A 19124-nucleotide genomic window follows, 5' to 3' on the forward strand; every position below is an offset into this window, starting at 1 on the left:
CCCTTGTTTTTCAAACAGCGACCATATAATAATTCTAATAATTCATATGTTAAATTACTAAAACAGCTACAATCGTTATCAACAAAGGTTTCCTTACTCTATCATCTTCTTCCTTGTTATTTGTTCTATTTACTTCGTTGCTCTTAACACCTCTGTAATCATTACTCTATGCCTGCTACATTAAAGCAAGATGAAGATTTAGTGAACTTTTAGATTTAAATGAGATTCTTTTTAGTAAAAAATAAAAGGAGCCCCCTCGGGGCTCTTAATACAAAGAATTATATTATAAGCTTTTAATCTACCAATTAATGGGCTGCACCTTTTAGGTTTAATAATATTACGCCGATAATAATGAGTACGATACCGGCTACGGCTGTCATGGAAAGTTCTTCTTTCCAAATATATACACCGATAAGGGCCGTTAACGCAGTCCCGATTCCCGACCAAATGGCATAAGCAATGCTGAGTGGGATCAAATTTAAAGCCTTTGATAATACATAAAACGAGGAACTCATGCCCACTACAACCACAATGGATGGAATTAGCTTAGTAAAACCCATGGATAACTTCATCATGGATGTTGAAAATATTTCCAGTAAAATAGCTGCGCCTAAAAATACATAACCAATCATTTATTAACCTCCTTGAGACCTTCAGCAAACGCTTGTGAAAACTGTTTCATGCCGTTTAACATTAATTCAACTTGTTCTTTCCCCATTTTTTGAAAAGCATATGACTCAACAGCATTTAATTTATTCATTAGTGATTGAAACTCAGTTCGCCCCTTTTCCGTCATTACCAAATATTTCTCGCGATTATCATTCGATATGGCTTTATAGGCAATAAAGCCATCTTGTTCAAAGCTTTTACACAGAGTTGAAACCGTTTGTTTAGGTAATCCCCACTCCGCACAAATTTTCCGCTGAGTTACTTCTTCATAATCAAAAATACTGATTAAAATAGCCGACTTATTATAGCTGATACCTTCTTGTTTGGCGAAATCGGAATACAACATAATTGTTTGTCCAAAAAAGTGACCTAACGCCTTAATTTGATCTTTATGTATCATATCCAAAGTAATACCTCCGTTTATATACAATTAAATACATCAAAGCTAAGCATCTTATATGCAGATTTACAATTTATTATCCTTATATTGATCCTTCACAAACCAAAAAGTCCTAATTCGTACTTTCTACATTTTGTATTATAGTACGGATTAGGACTTTTTTATTTTTTGATGTTTGACTGTATTTATATCGGACAACCACAGTATTAATACATTATATTAAATCTCTCATTTAACAATAATCTGACAGCTGCGCATAGTTTCCAAAGCCGCGTCATGCTTAACAGGTGTAACACCGGCACAGCAATCGCCCCATACTGTAATCGGTACATTCGGTAAAAAAGCTTTCAATAAGATTGCATTGGATACAACACAAATATCAGTGCAAAGGCCCACGAGTTCAATAGAGTCGATAAGCTCTTCCGCATTCAAATACTGTAAATCTTCAGCCAATTCAACAGAACCGAATTGATTTTTACAATATACCTTTTCAGGATCTACAGGTGCTGCATTTATAATTTCCGGAGCCAATTGCCATCCTTCAGTGCCTTCCTGGCAGTGCAAAACCGGTAAATTCTGCCCTTCTTGCGCACTTAAATACGTATCATCATGCGTATCCATGGTATAAAATATATCCCCATTAAATTGAGCAATTTTTTCTGCTACTTTTGGTACAATCGCCTGTGCCTCCGGTGTTCCTAACGAACCGGAAATAAAATCGTTCTGCATATCCACGACGATCAAAACATTTTTGCCCATAATAATCTTCTCCTCGCTTGCCTCAACTTTTAACGTATTACTCAGCCTCTTTTACCAACATTTCACGCAATACTTTTTCAAATTCTGCAATCGGTAATGCGCCCGGTAACGCTACTTTATCATTCACCACGAAGAAAGGTACCGAATTAATTCCGTAACGAGCGGCCAAGGCTTCTTCTTCGCGTACTTCCTTGGCATACATATCGGAATCCAACACAACCTTTACATCCGCTTCAGCTAAACCGGCTTCTTTACCTTTGGCAATCAGCACCGCATGATCTGATATCACTTCACTTTTTACAAAGTAAGCTTTATACAATAACTCTGTCAAAGTCTCCGCGATTTTATAATCTTTTGCTTGTGCTAACTTAGTAATGCGATGAGCATCAAAGGTATTACCCGGTTTTGCTTTATCATATCTGAAATCTATGCCAAGCGCCTGGCCCATCATATTAACACCATTGATTCGGTCGGCAGCATCTTCTAACGTTAAACCGTATTTAGAGGCCAAGCGTTCGGTGGCCGTTTGAGTAACAACAGTCGGTGCACTCGGATCAAGCTCAAATGCTTTCATCGTTACCGTAATGTTTTCATTATTTTCTTCGTTTAACTTCTGAATTGCTGCTTCTAAATGTTTGCGTCCGATGAAACAAAACGGACAAGCATAATCTGACCAATATATAATTTCCATAATTATCTCCTTTTTATTTATATCACGTTAATTATCTATATAATTAATTTCTATTACTTTTTCACCATCGTGTTTAAAAATAATCCCCAACATGATATCTGTACCATATACACATTTACCATAAAACCATTCCGGTATTGATTTACCATTCCTGTCAGTTCTTTCTTCTACAGTCAAAGGATGTCCATATGTTGCATATACATCCTCTAAGGTATCACCTACCCCTATTCCACGTGAAGTTACTGCATCTCGATTTGTAATAACAATTAACCCTATTTTTTCTCCGCCTCTGAAGCGTAAAAACTTAATTCCACCATAGCGATATCCTACTATATAATTTCCACCATTTGTTTTTAAAACTTCTGTGGGTTTTCCTAAACTAGTTTCAACCTGAGCCAAGGTAAGCCCCAATGGTAATCCGGCTACCTTAAGTTCAGAAGGATCTAAACCGCTATCAACCAACTGATTATATGAACTTGTTCCCCTCACTTGTCCTTGTATCGTACTCAATGAACTTACTTTTCCCTCTACTGTTCCGATAATACTTGAGCACACTAAAGCACCGCAAACGACTATAGATATTAGTTGCTTTTTCATAATTGTCCACCCCATAGAATTTAACATTCAAACATTATAAAAAATACTATTTATTTACTTCTACACCGCGTTTTAAAATTCCTTTTCACTAAGACTCCCTCTTTTTATAAAAAAGAACAATAAAAAGGCCTTCTCATAAACCATCACGAGAAGGCCCTATATACTAATGTTATATATTATACTCTATTACGCCAAGTCAAAAGCAACGCCGAATTAATGATTACCAGCACAGAACCGGCATTATGTACCAACGCACCTGTAACAGGTGTTAAAATTCCCGGGAAGGATAAACCGATTGCTGTAAAATTAAGAATCATGGCAAATGCCAAATTCCACTTAATAGTACTCATCATACGCTTAGATAATGCCATAAGATGAGGTAACTCTTTAATTTCATCATCAACGAGGGCAATATCTGCAGCATCCACCGCAATATCACTGCCTACACCACCCATGGCAATACCGACATGAGATTTTTTGAGTGCCGGTGCATCATTAATACCATCACCAATCATACAAACAAATTGGGCTTCATTATTTTCAATATATTTTAATTTATCTTCAGGTAAACAATTCGCCCGGATACTGCGAATTCCCAATTGAGTACCAATAGTATACGCTGCACTTTCATTATCGCCGGTCAAAAGAACTGTTTCAACACCAATTCGATTTAATTTATCAATAACAGCTTTACTTTCGGTGCGCACAGTATCAGCCAAGACTAAGTACCCTACTAAATGTTGTGCAACAGCTACGAATACAATAGTGCCCCCTTGATCCAAATACTTGGCACTTCCGTTTGTTACATTAGAATTAATCACTATACCGGCTTCCATCATCATTCGTTCGTTACCGGCTAGGATTAATTGACTTGCAATTTTACCGGAAACGCCTCGCCCCGGCATCATTTTAAAATCGGTAACCGTCAAAATATCTGTCTTAGCGTTCTCCTTATAGGATTTAACAATAGCTTTCCCCAGCGGATGTTCCGACAAAGATTCTAAGCTGGCTGCCAAGCGATAAATAGCATTTTCGGTACACCCTACCGGCGAATCAATCTTCTCAACAGCAACTACTTTAGGCGCACCGAATGTTAAGGTTCCTGTTTTATCAAAAGTAATCGTTTTAACATTGGCCAAACGTTCCAACGCATCGCCTTCACGAACGAGAAAACAATGTTTAGTTGCATTACCGATTGCAGCCATAATAGCCGTTGGCGTAGCCAAAACTAAAGCGCATGGGCAAAATACAACCAAGATAGTAACAGCACGCAAAATTTCGCCGGTTACGGCCCAAGTACCGATGGCGGAAAGTAAAGCAATAACTACAACCCAAGTAGCCCACCGATCGGCTAAGCCCACGATTTTAGCCTTACCTGCATCGGCAGACTGTACCAAACGAATCATACGCTGAATAGAGCTGTCTTCACCTACTTTTACGGCACGCATATCAAAACTGCCGAACTGGTTTACCGTACCGCTTGAAACCATATCGCCTACCGTTTTATCCACCGGTAATGATTCACCTGTTAATACAGCTTGATTTATGGATGTTTCACCGGCAATAATTTCGCCGTCTACCGGAATCGTTTCGCCGGGTAATACACGCAAAATATCGCCTACTTGAACGGTCTCCGCTTTTACAAGCTGAATTCCGCTTGAAGTCAAAAGACGGGCTTCCTGTGGTGTTAAATTAACCAACTTTTCAATACCGGCTCTTGCTTTTGCTACTGTAATATCTTCCAGTAAAGCACCAATCTGCATGATAAAGGCCACTTCGGCAGCCGCAAAAACTTCACCGGTTGCAACAGCCGCAATGAGAGCCAATGACACTAATACATCAGCCTTAATGTCAAATTCAGTTACCAGACCGATAATAGCCTCTATAATAATCGGCAAACCGCAAAGTATAATAGCAAGCCAAGCGATATCAAATGGTAACGGCTGAAAACCAAATAAACTGGCTAATACAGCCAAACCTGATAAAACTAAAAATATAATATCTTTTTTAACGCCGCCCCATTCTAATAACTCTTCTAATTTACTGAATAAGCCTGTTTCCAACTTGTGAATGACTGCTTCCATGACTGATTCCTTTCTGATGACTATAAAATATAATATAACACTAATGAATGAGCAAATATTCATATGTTAAGTTATTTTATACCTATAGGGGTATATGTTTGTATTTGCATTATATACCTATAGAGGTATATGTTGTCAATATAAAAAAAATAAAAAGACGAAGACTTTATCATCTTCGCCTCAGTCGTTTCTATTTAGTTTTATACTTAACTTCACTACTGCATATTAGCAAAACGTTCTACAGCTTTGGTGAATTTATCGAGAGTTTTATCTACATCACCATGCTCTAACCCATCACGTACACAGTGACGAATATGGCCTTCTAAAATAACCTGCCCACAACGATTCAAAGCAGATTTTGCAGCATTAATTTGGGATAAAATATCCTCACATGGTACGTCTTCGTCTACCATTCTGTCAATCGCCTGTACTTGACCGATAATTTTTTTGAGACGGCGATGTAAGTTATCCGCATCCATACACTGTTTCATAGGTATCCTCCATAGTTTTTATCTTATACTTAATAATAACCGCGAACACATGTATTGTCAATAATATGACACCTTTTCACAGTCTGAATAAAAACTAATCATTGTAAACTTCCCAAAAGTTATAGGTAAACAAAAAAAGCATCACAGTTATTATTCGCAATAACTACGATGCTTTTTGTGCCACCTTTTCACAGTGGCTCATAAAATGTTGTTCTGTCATGATAAACTCGCTTTTTAATTAAAAAGTTTTGAGCCAATCTTCAATGGCCTGGTTGATTAAGATTAAAATTGCTAACATACTACATCCCTCCATCTCAACAGTAGGTACCTTCCATAATTCCTACTTCTTTTCTATGATGCTATTCTAAACTATAAAGTAACTTTACAGTCAACAGCTTTTCTCTGAAATCTAGATGAAGTTTATATCATATTTTCTATAGTATTTTATCACATTATCCAATAACAATATATAAATGCAACATGGATATAGACATTTTTGATATATTTAACAGTTCTATCGTATAAAATGTCTTTTTTTCATTCACTTATCAACTTACCTGCCATCTTGCTTGACTTTTACTTTTCGGCGTCCTTTTTCACCACCGGAACTTGTAGTAAAGAAAAGATTTCATCATGCAACACTTCGTCAAACGTAGTATCCAAGAAACACGAATCAACCACATCACCACTCACCTGATAACCGTGTTCTTCAATCCAGCTGAGCAAACGCTTCAATAAAGTCATATCGGTTGGACGCCCACTCTTATAGCAACAAATATAGTCGCCTTCCGGTAACGTAAGAAGCGTAGACTCAAATTCAAAATTGCCGACCGGAACACGAATATAGCAACCGCCGTCCTTAAACATATTATCTGATTTAAGTGCTTCTTCTTTATATAAAAAGCCATAACTGTAAGCCGGTAAAAATTCGTGGTTATATAAATCACGCCATAACTCCATTGAAGTTAAATGAATATTTTGACGATCTACGCCATCCATGTTATTTTCCATAAATTTATGAAATATGATACTTCGGTCCTTGTAATGACGTAAAAATGGCTCTCCTTGTGGCTTAGTTGCGGCATGAACAGCTTCTTTATACATATAAAAACGCTGTTGCAATGCCAAGCGCTTGCGCCCCAACTCCTGTATTTCTTTTTGAATTTTTGCTTCCTGAGCAACTAATAATTCAAGCTCCGCTTCAGGATTTCGATTATTTAAATGGCCTTGAATCTCTTTCAAACTGATCCCTAAGGCCTTTAAAAAACATATCTCACGCAAGAGCGGAATCTGAACACGACTATAGTAGCGATAACCGTTCGATGCGGTAAAAACCGGTGAAAAGAGTCCTATAGAGTCATAATATAACAACGTCGGGCGAGACAAGCCATGTAACTTAGCCATATCACTGATACTGAGCAAGTTTTCATGAATCGATTCATCCATTACGATGGCTTCCGTATCCACTTTTTCACTTGCTTTTACCCTTATAGGAGTATCACCGCGATGTGGCTCAATGATGTTAATGTCAGATTGCTTCTTATCCGCATCAAAAGCATGTTCTTGTCCTAAATTGCTTTTATTATTTGTATCATTAGTATCCATAGCATCTCACTCCTTTCCAGCGCTATTCTGCTAAACTGTTACGCTTTGCCTGCTGTTTCCAAACTATTAATATATAAATTCCAAATAATTTCTTGCATAGCCCGATGACCTTTAATCCCCATAAACGGTCGTTCACTTAATACTATCTCAGCCGGTTCGGGATTACTGATAGTTTGAAAGGCAACAGACTTTTCTTTAACAATTAAACGTCGCTCTTGATCACTACCTAATAATAAACTATTATTACCGGTTTGCAAAGCAGCCTGCCAATCATGGCCTTGCACATAGGAATAATAATTAGGCTTTGTTTTACTGTCATCATGAGCAACATAAGTAAATTCACCGGCATCCAACCATTCCTCCTTGAGGGCTCGTTCCATGCCTTGTAAAACAGAACTCGGACCGGCCACCACAACGGAGTCAAACCACGGTTCACCACATAACCGTTGAATCTCTTTAGTTCGTTCAAATTGACGCGTCTTTTCACCTTGAATTTCTGACAACAAAGGCTCCAACTGTGCTTCCATATTCTTATTTAGAGCCCTTACCACTTCACTGACCCAAGTTTTAGTACCTTCCAGACCATATGGCAAAACCGGCTCAATATATGGCATTGACAATTTTTTTGAAAGCCACTCAGCGGCTTCATGACCAAGTTCGGGATGAACCACCACATTTAAATCAGCTTTTTGCAAATGCTGTAAGTCCGCCATGCTATGATTAACCGCCAGACTTAAATTAACCTTTATCCCAACCATATTTAAGAGACGTTCTAATTCGGCCAAATCATCGAGTTCATTATAATACGTAACTGAACAGCCTATTAAGTTAACCGTAAATTCGTTTTTTGCACCTTCACCGCAGCGCACTGTTGCATCGGTACCAGTATTTACACTTACATATTGGCCTCTATCTTCACTTACATGTTGACCTTCATCTTTATCTGTTTCATCAAAGTCTGTAAGTAAATCAAGTAAAGCCTTGCTATAGCCCTGCCAAAAATCGCCTAAAGTGCCACCCGAGTCCATGGTTAGTATAGGGCAAGTCAAATCGGACGTGCCCACAATACTCGGCAAATCATCACCGATTAAACTGAAAGCACAACTATTTTCAACCAAAACCAAACCGGGCTGAGTCGGCAGCTTAGCTAAATCAGACAATGTCTGCAATACCTCTTTTTCAGAACCGAACACAATGGCACCATTCGTCGGATACGTGCATAAAAATCGTTGTCCCAAATTAAGTCCGGGACGATCAGTTACTTTCATGGCATAAAAATAACACCAAGTCGGCCCGTTGGCAACGATATAAGCATCGGTAATTCCGGCCGCCATAGCCGCCGCACCGGCCAGTGCGCAACTTTGTAAACATTCATTATGATTAAACCACGAATTACCAGCCATAAAGCACAATCCCCCTTTCACCACGCCGCCTTGCTAACATAAACAGCTTGCGATACATCTGTACCAAACCGGCCATGCCGATAGGCGGGAGACAAGGCAGCATCAGCTGTCGTAAAAAAGGTTCCGCTAATTCCTGTGTCGTAATAATTAACGCATCACGCGGTAATTCTGTATCCGCTTGCTCTAAAACGGCCGGTGTTTCCGGATAATATTTATCTAACAGCTTCCTCAAACTTTTCTGCTGATCTACCGGCACATTATCGAGAATGACGACCTTATCCAGTGAAAGACCGCCTAAGTACAACCATTCTAAAACCCAACTTAAATCAGTAGTCGGACTCACTACGCCCCAACACAATATAATTGAAGCCGCTTGAAGAGTCTTTTTATATGGCTCATAGCCCTCTTCAAAACGGTGCCAAACATTAGCTTTTACAGCCTCGATATCAATAGCCGGCGCAGTTTGAAGATAAGTTGAATTTGAAGATATAGGTATATCTGTAGTCGGTGCAACTGTGCTTGAAGTTATAGATGCATCTGTAATCGATGCAACAGTAGCTGAAGCTGTAACTTGTACAGCTTTATCCCTTTTAAAATCCTGTAAAAAGGTATTAAACGCATCGAGCCAACGAACGGTTCCCTGCCAGCCAATCGGATAATCAGAGGCAAAATGAGGAATGCCCAATTTTTCACTCATATAATCGGCAATTTCTTTTAGATAAGCATAGGCTTTTTGTGTGCCACCTAAAATGACAGTAAAATCCGATTCACCGATTTTTTGCATATCTTCAATCGAACAATAACCGGGAAAGCTTTTATATATCTCCAAACCGAAGTCTTCAATTAACGCACAGAACTGTTGAATGTCCAGCGAACTGGGACCGTCTTTTTCACCAATCAAAGTTACTTTATAAGGCGTTACCGATGAAAGTTTAGAGCTGACAGGATTTGTCGATTCAGATTTAACATGATTTTGGCGTGGCACATTAACCTCATGTTCTGATTTGACCGTAATCTCCTCGGTCGCTTCCGTTTTCACCATAAACCGATCAATTAAAAGCTTACCGGTCGCAATAAAACCACCGTAATACTCACCGTCTAAAAAGCCGTGACAATCTATATGCAAGATAGGCACACCATGCTCTTGCTCAGCTTCCTGACATACGGCTACCGAATCGTCACCAATGACGCCGGACACACAGGAATCGGTAACTACAATATACTTTGGAGAATACGTTGCCACCACATAGTCCAAGCATTTCTTTAACAATTGACTGCCGCCGAAGATTGACTCTTTTTTGCCTATATTAGAGGTTACCAAAGGGGCCGTATAGGGCGGGTCAGTATATTCACGGCGAGCCAACATACGAAAATACTGATTACGCTCCATTTCTTCCGTTATATGAGCACAGGCTTTCGGTGAATGATATACCACCACACAACCTTCCGAATGAGCTACCGCCTTCCACACACCGGGCATACTGCAACTGCAACTGACTTTATCTTTTATAAAACGTCGCTTATTCACGGCCATAGCTATACACCAACTCTTCCAGTTCTTCAAACGTTAAAGGCTTCGGTACATCGGCAGCTTTGTTATTTTTTATATATGCCGCCAATTCACGATACACACCGGACTGATTGCTATCCGGGGCATATTCAATAACTGTCTGACGATTAACTTCCGCATTCTGTACGATCGTATCACGCGGAATCACAGCCACTACTTTCGTGCCTAAACGATCTGCAAAAGCTTGCACAATGGCTTCTTCATTAGGGACTAAACGACTGTTCAGAATAAGTCCGCCCAAACGAACGGAGCCGCGGTTGGCAAAACGGACAATCCCTTTACAGATATTATTAGCCGCATAGAGCGCCATCGTCTCACCGGATGTAACAATGTAAATTTCCTCGGCATAGCCTTCACGAATCGGTACGGCAAAACCGCCGCAAACCACATCACCCAGCACATCATAAATGACAATGTCCGTATCATCCATAACAGACAGCTCTTTGAGCTTCTCCAAGGCAACGATAATACCTCGCCCGGCACAACCAACACCCGGTTCCGGTCCGCCCGCTTCAATGCAAGTGACACTGGCAAAACCGGTATGAACCACGTCTTCAGCCGTAACATCGTCATCTTTTAGACAAACTTCGTCCAGCACGGTTTGGTGGCAAATTTTATGAAGCAACAACCGTGTAGAATCATTTTTAGGATCACAGCCAATTTGACAGACTTTTTCCCCTTGCTGAGCCAAGGCAGCTGAAATGTTGGCTGTCGTCGTTGATTTACCGATACCGCCTTTACCATATATAGCAATTTTTTTCATATGCATCACTGCCTTTCCGTTATTATATAAGGCTATTTCGTAGCGTCCCCTAGTATATGGCTATTTCGTAGAATCTCCCAACATGATGCGCACTTCGTTGATAATGTGATTTTCTAAATTCCGAATGACCGCATCGACTCCAAATTGATGTACATCGGAAATGCCGGCCGGTTCAAAGTGGCCAATGCTTTCAGCCAAGTAGGTACCGCTTGCTTCAACAGGTACCAAGCCCACTTGTACTAAACCGAGATTTAATTCTTCATCCGTTAAAAGGCCCCAGAGCCATTCATCCACCAAATGCGACCACATGGCACTCATAACTACGGTTTCATCACTGCGTGCGTATTTTTCAAAGGTATTAAGCACTTCATACTTCTCATGCCCATCAGCCTCATATTCGCTCATATAGCTTTCAAATAAATAATCCAAAGAAAGCCCGAATCGTTGCAAACGTTTGAATAAATTATGTTGCTGTTTCGGTCCTAAATGAGTTTGCTTGTATAATGCTAATTTTACCGCTTTTTTGACTGCTTTACCAATTAATTCGCCAAGCTTGGAATGCTTTCCTGCTCCGTCATAATAATAAGGCGCCTCGCTGTTGGCGACCACTATCGTTTGATCCGTTCCCGAACCGGTAGCGATACCTAGAGAATAGTGGCTACCTGCTTGGAGCTCTTGTAAGGCAGCAGTTTTAGCTTCCGTACAAGTCACTAAGGCTCTGGCTAATAAAGGTTCCGCCAAATCACCGTCAATATAAAGAATAATATTAATAGTGCCTAATGGATCAGCTGGATTTTTAGGCGATTCTGTTTTTCGGCCCGTTTTAAAACGAATATCATCGTCAGTTGTTGTTTCCGTTTTTAACAAAGGTCTATAATACGAAGCTTCATCACCTACACGCCCACCATTAACATCAATACCACCGGTAACAATAGCTGTTACGGTAAGTTCCTTATAAGACTTTTCAATAATCGCTACATTCTCCATGTAGGCTGCTGTCCCGATACCGCTCCCTTTGTCCGGTTCAAATCCCAAACGCAAAGTTACATCATGTAAATGCTGCAAATAGTCTTCTAATGATGTGCACATCGTTTCGCCGGGGCCGGTTTTAGAGTCATGATTGAATACATATGTGTAGTCCTCATGATAGCCACCATTAAACAGAGAGGTACTCAATACCTTGCGCGGTCCGGTAAAATTTACAACGATTGATTTTTCATAACGAGATACCGAGTCGCCGGTTGGCAATTTCCACAGTTCCATAAAATAGATTCCTTTTGGTGAAAAATAATGCTATAGATATAGCCCCCATTACTTGCTTAATGGGGGAAATCTTTAAACTATAGTAAAAAACTAATCCTATACTGCATTCGATATTTATATTAGAAAGTGAATTCCATACCTAATTGATAGTTGCGGCCAGGCATTGCCCACCAGTCACCGGCAGTACCGCCCCAACCAGCAACATTCGACATTTCCGCATAGTACACATCAAAGATGTTATTAATACGGCCAAAAACGGTAATGTCATCAGTAATACGATAATTGGCACTTACATTAGTAATCCAATAGGTGCTCTTAGGGAAGAAATCACCTCTATCGGCAGTCGTAGCACGACCCGGACGGTCAATTACAGCACGCACATCCAAATGAGCATCCCATTTAGCATCATTATAGTCTAAGCCTAAATTGATGGCGTGTTTCGGAACATAGCCGTTTGCATTGGCGGAACGACCGGAGGTAGCATCAATATGAGTATAAGTATAAGCTGCTCTAGCTGACAAATTACCGGTAATTTGCTTACGCAGATCAAAACTGAAACCACGTGCTTTTTCATTAGAGAAGTTAGCATACTTACTGGTAGACATATTATAGTCAATTTTATCGGTAGAGTGACGGGTAAAGAAATTTAAATTCCCTAATAAGGAATTACTAAATTGATGATGAACACCGAAATCTACTTCATGCCCTGTTTCCGGTTTTAAGTTTCTATTACCATAAGTTTCGCTGAATAACTGATATGGGGGCGGCGCTAAGAAATATTCATTGTAAGACACATACACATTAGTCTTTTCATTTACATCATACCCTAAGGAAATATGAGGCGATGTGTGTGAGCCGAATTCCGAATGATGGTCAACGCGAATGCCAGGAGTTAACGTCCATTTTGGAGCAAAATTCCATGCATCTTGTACATAATACGATGTATTAGTTAATTTTTTACCAGTAATTTTTTCCCAACTATCACCGATAGTATTTACTTTATCCTGGCGCCAATCAAAACCACCAATCAAAGTATGTTTATCTAAAAGATACGTTACCTGATCGCCAATTGCAATCGTTTTAATATCCGTCGTATAGCCGTCATAAGTACCATCATAGTGATTGTTTAATACATATAACTGATGACTTAAGCGATCATTAATCTTATTTTTCCAAATGCCACGGAACGAATCATTGCCTTCATTACCATAACGAATATGATTTAATTTTTTAGCAGAATCGGCATATTTTACATCGGCACGATAGGAATCATAAGAAATCATCACATTATTGTTATCATCAATATCACTACCCACCATGAAAGATGCGGTACGTCCGTTTAAATGTTGTGGAACTTCGACCCCATGAGCATCCTTATAGCTACCCACAATATCTTTCTGATACGATGCACGCCAATATACATTGCCTTCTTTACCTTCGTTGATAAATTTATATTGTTCTTTATCATAACTGCCACCGGTAATACGAGCAGTTGTTTTCATGCCTTCTTCCGGTACACGAGTAATAACATTTACAACACCGCCAATAGCACCGGACCCATATAAGGTAGAAGCAGCCCCTTTAACCACTTCCACACGATCAATACCATCCATATTTTTTAAAATAGTAAACGGTACGTTAACACCGGCAGCATTCATATTAATACCATCTACCATATATAAAACATTATTACTACCATTAATTCTGAAAGAATTAGAGTTAGTATACCCTACACCGCCACCATATGTATTAAACTCTACTCCCGGTACGTTACGCAAAGCTTCCCCTAAATTAGATTCATGTCTTTCTTCCAAATCTTCGCCTTTTACAACAGTTACACTGGCAGGAACTTTGGTAACCTGTTGTTCCGTTCTTGTAGCAGTTACTACAACATCAGGTAATGCATATACCTCATCAGTAGTGCCGGCTGCCGCCATGGTTTGGCCACTTAATGACATACCCATTAGTGCAAACGTAACATAAGCAGCTAACATTTTTTTGTTTTTACCAATAACTCGACCCATAATAAACCCTCCAACTCAATACCTATAAAAATACTTATTATAAAAATAGTAATAAACTAAACACCTTAAACACGCTTTATTATTTTGCGGAGTATCCATATGTTACACGCGCCAATTCCTCAATACCATTAATCATAAACTGTGAATAACTCATTATCCAGCGAGCGTCAATTACATAAATTTGATGATTTTTTACAGCTTTCACATCTTTCAAGGCAGGATCACTATATAATGAAGTAACTTCAATTTCTTTATACTGATCAAAACTATAAACATTTGACGGTACAATAATAACATCAGGATTAATTCGTATTAAATCTTCACGAGTTCCGCTTTCACTGATGTCCAAGCCCAATAAAGCTGCCGCATTAGCTGCATTTATCAGCTGTGTCATATTGTCAAAAGTGCTCCCTATACCGCCGGTCAAGCCTAAAACACCATAAAATCCGACAATTTTCCGGCTTTTAACCTGCTCCGTAAATGCAGCAACCTTTACCAATCGTTGCTGCATTGAGTTAACAATGGCTTCGCCTTTACTCTTTTGATTTAATAAGTCAGCTAACTCTAAAATAGTTTTTTCACTGCCATCTATAGTTATTGGGGCTTTATATACATAGACTGGAACATTTAGGCCTCGTAAAGTAACCACCATTTCCTGGTCCACCCAGTCAGGAACAATCAGTAAATCCGGATGCAATGCCAAAACGGCTTCCGTATTCAATTTTACCTTTGCTTTTATTTGCTTGGATTCTTCCGGAAAATTATTTGGTAAATTACCTAAAGCCACAATCTTCTGCGGACCTACTAAAGAAATCACCATATCTTCCGTACTTACACCGATAGGAACAACGCGTGTAGGATTATCCGGCACCTGCACCACGGCACCGGTAGAATCTCTTATCTGATGTGTTCCCTCTAACGTTTTTGTTTCATCTAATGTCTTACAACCTACAATGGAAAATACTATCAGACAAAAGATAAATAAAAACCACAACTTTTTATAAACACTCATAGACTATCGTCCTTCAATTTCGCCTTCCATGGCTAAATACAATTGTTTTAATTGATCTTCCATATCTTTTGGTGCTTGCCACAAACCACGCTGAATAGCCTCTAATAATGTTTCAGCAATTCGGGCCAATGCCCATGGATTCACTGATTGCATCCATTCTTGCATATCTTTATCTAAAGCATACTTATTGGCATAGCCTTCATATACCCAGTCCTCGATTACAGCACTCGTGGCATCCCAAGCAAAACTGTGTGCCACCACATTTGCCAAATCAGAGGCTCCCTTATAGCCATGTTGTTGCATACCTTCTATAAACTTAGGATTTAACGTCTCACCACGAACTAAACGATTCACTTCCTCTTTTAAATTACGTGTTTTTACCTGTTCACGATTCGAACTATCACCAACATAGGAGCGTGGGACTTCACCGCGAATACTTCGAACAGCAGCTATTAAACCGCCATGATAGGCATTATAATCATCCGAGCTCAACATATGTGCTTCTCGATTATCCTCATTTTTAATGGTAACTTCCATAGTGGCCAGACGTCTTCTAAATAACCGTTTATCCTGATTGGTTTTAGCCCCGTCACCATAACAATAACCGCCCCAGGTCACGTAAACATCAGCTAAATCATCAATCGATTTCCAATTTTTCTGTTCAATCAATTGTCCAACACCGGCACCGTAAGCCCCCGGCGGATCACCAAACAAACGGAAGCGAGCCTTTTGATAGGCGTCTTTTTCATTTTCCCCTTCTGCTACGAGCCACGAAACATCTTCATTAATGTGTTTTTTAATAAAATTATCTTCTTCGCTCTCATCCAATTCGGCAACCAAAGTGACTGCTTTATCTAGCCATTTTAAAACATTTGGCATCATGTCTCTAATAAGCCCGCTTATTCGTCCGGTCACATCAATACGTGGTCGTTTCAACTCTGAAAGCGGTATCGCTTCAACTCCGATAACACGACCGCCACCGCCTTGCCAAACTGGCTGAACGCCCATTAAATTCATAAACTGCCCCAAGCATTGTCCATGACTACGTGTATTACTGCCTGCCCATAGAACTATGCCAATTGACTCCGGATAATGCCTTTCCTCTTTAATAAAATCAGTTATAACCTGATCTGCCAATGTAGCTCCCAATTCATACGCTACTTTAGTAGGCAGCATTCTTTCATCGACACCGAAGAAATTACGTCCCGATGGCAATACATCAGCGTGTCCGCTTGTAGCCGCACCACCGGGACCCGGTTCAATATAACGACCGGCCAAAGCTTTTAATGTATGTCCTATTTCCTGCTCTGTCTGCATTAATTTCGGCACATATTCGTGACATGCCTCCATTAGAATTGAACCGATTGCAGTCAGCCAATCTTGCTTTTCCTTATTATCTTTTTCAATGTTATACAACTGCCATAACGTATTAACAGTTTCTAAATTTTGCCATGAATCAGTATAAGTATAATCATTTTCTGCAAAATGTGTAATTATATTACGAATGACAAGCCAAATTTGATCAACAATATCTTTATTACGAATGATACGCTTACCGATAAAGGTATAGTCTTGATTCTCATTAGAATTAATTTGTTCATCTATATATAAAGCATCTATCTTTTGACCACTATGTTGTTCCAATGTATTCCAATCATACCCCAGACCTTCGGCAATCGTATCCGGTAATGCCGGCACAGTACCATTTTGAACTCGCATAAGTGCCAACAAAAACTCTTGTAAATTCTTACCGGTCGGCACATTGCCAAGAATATGTAACCCCGTGCGCATTTGCATATGTTTTAAATCTGTTAACATTTCATGCAAAATAGCTAAAACACTATTCTTATCGGTATTTTTATCTTCTGGAATACTTTCCCAAAAATGGCATAACTTAGCTTGTTCAATGATAGCTTCATACAACGATGTTAAACTTTCCGGCGATTCCAATTCAAAATGACCGTATTCATCCAAAAGATTTTCTAACTCCTCGTATTCATCATAAAGGCCGGCTTCAGCCATAGGAGGCGATATATGGCCGATTAAGCAGGCTGAACTTCGCCGTTTAGCTTGTATCCCTTCACCGACAATTGTCATCCAATAAGGATACACATTGGGTAAATCCTGAATGCCCATTTCAGGATAACAAGAAGAACTTAACCCCGTGCCTTTCCCGGGCAACCATTCCAATGAACCATGAGTGCCTACATGCATCACCACGTCCGCTTTAAATATCTCGCGGAGCCAATAATAGAATCCTTCATAATGATGTGTCGGAGCCAAAATAGGATCATGATACAATTTACCCGGATCTTCACCAAAACCACGTGGCGGTTGCACCGTTACCCAAATATTTCCATTACTGAATCCCGGAATCAGGAGTTCATCACCATAACGAAAAACTTCTCCCGGTGCCGGTCCCCAGCCTTCTTCCATATTTACTTTCGATTTATCCGGCAATGAATCAAAAAATTCCTTATATTGCTGCACACTTAATTTACCTTCGGCGTCTTCAACCTGTTCCTCACTCAGCATACTGCGATCATTAGTAGTATGTGATAAAACAGATTCTATTAATTCAGCCCCCGACTCAGGAATTGAGTCAATGGTATACCCTTCGTTCTTCATAGCTACCAATAAACGTTGCACCGACTCCGGTGTGTCTAAACCGGCTGCCGAACCTATATTAGAATTTTTAGGCGGATAATTATGAAGAATAATCGCAACTTTTCTTTCAGCTGGCAATAAATGACGAAGTTTTTCATATTTTACAGCTCGTTTAACGATAGATTCCACTCGTTCTTTAACCGGCCAATATATGTATTTACCATCAATATTAGTTTGTGCCGCTACAACCCCACCATGAAGGGAACCATCAAATTCCGGTAAAGATACCGATAAATTCACGTCTAAAGGACTTAAACCTTGTACATTGGCCTCCCAAGTCGCTTCATCCATATAGATGTTATACCCCATTAAAATCGGAATATCCCAATGACTAATATCTTCTTGAGTTGCTGCATTCAAACTGATTAGTGAAAATTTACAAGTATTAATTAATACTTCAAACGGTAAAGGTCCATCACAGAATAAAATCCGTAATGACTCTTTCAACGAAGGTGCTCCTATAAGCGGATTACCGCCGTATTGCCCGAAAAAGATAATAGGGTTGTAACCGTATGTCTTAATTGTTTTTCGCAACAATTCAGGATAATACAACTCCTTCATAATCCATTCTTCACGATAGAAAAATACACCGATACTTGGACAATCAACCACGCCTTCAGCTTCCAAATACTCTTTATAGGTCGCGTACGTGACGCCATTTTCACCAAGGATACCTTGCCATAGCACCGGTATCGGCTCCGGTACTTCAACAGCTTCACCGGCTAATGAAGCGGCATATAAAAACGAATTCTCAAAATTGGTAAGCCCACTCAACTGCTGATATTCTGACAATCGAATCATTTCAGCTTCACTCATACCGGCGCGCAATTTATCCATATCCTGTTCTTCATCGGCATACAACGCATAGCAAGGATGGTTCTGATATAACCAATTAGCCAAACGACGTAAAAACGGTGTATCTAATCCGGTCCCCATATGTTTCATAATAACAACATCTGATGTTTTAAGGCGTTGTTCCCATGATTCATTCCATTCCGGTTCTTGTTTTAAGTTATATAAGTCAATTTTAAAATGTTCTTTGGCCTCAATACGACCTTTAGCTTCAACTTCACGAACATGGTGTATTTGCTTAGCCATATTAGTAATATATAAAATTTTTTTCATT

At 39.5% G+C, this 19124-nt stretch carries 15 protein-coding genes; all 15 read right to left on the bottom strand.

The window, feature by feature from the left end; translation table 11 throughout:
- Window positions 1–305: 305 nt before the first annotated feature.
- The 15 genes from EO126_RS08395 to cobN all read right to left on the bottom strand — a co-directional run bounded on the left by EO126_RS08395 (window position 306) and on the right by cobN (window position 19123).
- The gene (locus EO126_RS08395; RefSeq protein ID WP_127008463.1) at window positions 306–632 is read right to left on the bottom strand and encodes a DMT family transporter; all 327 of its coding nucleotides are present in this window, start codon (window positions 630–632) and stop codon (window positions 306–308) included.
- On the bottom strand, window positions 629–1069 hold the full coding sequence (locus EO126_RS08400; protein WP_151384937.1) for a MarR family winged helix-turn-helix transcriptional regulator: 441 nt from the start codon (window positions 1067–1069) through the stop codon (window positions 629–631). Before EO126_RS08400 ends, EO126_RS08395 begins: the two co-directional genes overlap by 4 nt.
- 228 nt (window positions 1070–1297) lie before the next feature.
- The gene (locus EO126_RS08405; protein WP_127008467.1) at window positions 1298–1828 is read right to left on the bottom strand and encodes a cysteine hydrolase family protein; all 531 of its coding nucleotides are present in this window, start codon (window positions 1826–1828) and stop codon (window positions 1298–1300) included.
- A 37-nt stretch (window positions 1829–1865) separates the two neighbouring features.
- Window positions 1866–2519 (bottom strand): DsbA family oxidoreductase, encoded by a 654-nt coding sequence (locus EO126_RS08410; protein ID WP_127008469.1) that lies wholly within the window; start codon window positions 2517–2519, stop codon window positions 1866–1868.
- 27 nt (window positions 2520–2546) lie between these two features.
- Window positions 2547–3116: a hypothetical protein gene (locus tag EO126_RS08415; protein ID WP_006556591.1), complete on the bottom strand. Its 570-nt coding sequence runs from the start codon at window positions 3114–3116 to the stop codon at window positions 2547–2549.
- A 176-nt stretch (window positions 3117–3292) separates the two neighbouring features.
- Entirely contained in the window at window positions 3293–5200 is a 1908-nt protein-coding gene (locus tag EO126_RS08420; protein WP_006556590.1) for a heavy metal translocating P-type ATPase, read from the bottom strand.
- A 215-nt stretch (window positions 5201–5415) separates the two neighbouring features.
- Window positions 5416–5691, bottom strand: coding sequence for a metal-sensing transcriptional repressor (locus EO126_RS08425; RefSeq protein ID WP_006556589.1), 276 nt, complete (start codon window positions 5689–5691; stop codon window positions 5416–5418).
- 576 nt (window positions 5692–6267) lie between these two features.
- Window positions 6268–7296: a MerR family transcriptional regulator gene (locus EO126_RS08430; RefSeq protein WP_006556588.1), complete on the bottom strand. Its 1029-nt coding sequence runs from the start codon at window positions 7294–7296 to the stop codon at window positions 6268–6270.
- 38 nt (window positions 7297–7334) lie between these two features.
- A complete protein-coding gene (locus tag EO126_RS08435; RefSeq protein WP_127008471.1) occupies window positions 7335–8699 on the bottom strand; it encodes a nitrogenase component 1 in 1365 nt (454 codons plus the stop codon).
- On the bottom strand, window positions 8689–10233 hold the full coding sequence (locus EO126_RS08440) for a nitrogenase component 1 (protein WP_127008473.1): 1545 nt from the start codon (window positions 10231–10233) through the stop codon (window positions 8689–8691). Before EO126_RS08440 ends, EO126_RS08435 begins: the two co-directional genes overlap by 11 nt.
- On the bottom strand, window positions 10220–11032 hold the full coding sequence (gene nifH, locus EO126_RS08445) for a nitrogenase iron protein (protein WP_040771387.1): 813 nt from the start codon (window positions 11030–11032) through the stop codon (window positions 10220–10222). Before nifH ends, EO126_RS08440 begins: the two co-directional genes overlap by 14 nt.
- A gap of 60 nt (window positions 11033–11092) precedes the next feature.
- Window positions 11093–12295, bottom strand: coding sequence for an adenosylcobinamide amidohydrolase (locus EO126_RS08450; RefSeq protein WP_127008475.1), 1203 nt, complete (start codon window positions 12293–12295; stop codon window positions 11093–11095).
- A 119-nt stretch (window positions 12296–12414) separates the two neighbouring features.
- Window positions 12415–14319, bottom strand: a complete 1905-nt coding sequence (locus EO126_RS08455) for a TonB-dependent receptor plug domain-containing protein (protein WP_006556583.1) — start codon at window positions 14317–14319, stop codon at window positions 12415–12417.
- Between the two features lie 79 nt (window positions 14320–14398).
- The gene (locus EO126_RS08460) at window positions 14399–15331 is read right to left on the bottom strand and encodes an ABC transporter substrate-binding protein (protein WP_127008477.1); all 933 of its coding nucleotides are present in this window, start codon (window positions 15329–15331) and stop codon (window positions 14399–14401) included.
- 3 nt (window positions 15332–15334) lie between these two features.
- The gene (cobN, locus tag EO126_RS08465) at window positions 15335–19123 is read right to left on the bottom strand and encodes a cobaltochelatase subunit CobN (RefSeq protein ID WP_127008479.1); all 3789 of its coding nucleotides are present in this window, start codon (window positions 19121–19123) and stop codon (window positions 15335–15337) included.
- Between the last annotated feature and the right edge of the window lies 1 nt (window position 19124).

This window comes from Veillonella seminalis (genome assembly GCF_003992065.1).
Taxonomy (GTDB): domain Bacteria; phylum Bacillota; class Negativicutes; order Veillonellales; family Veillonellaceae; genus Veillonella_A; species Veillonella_A seminalis.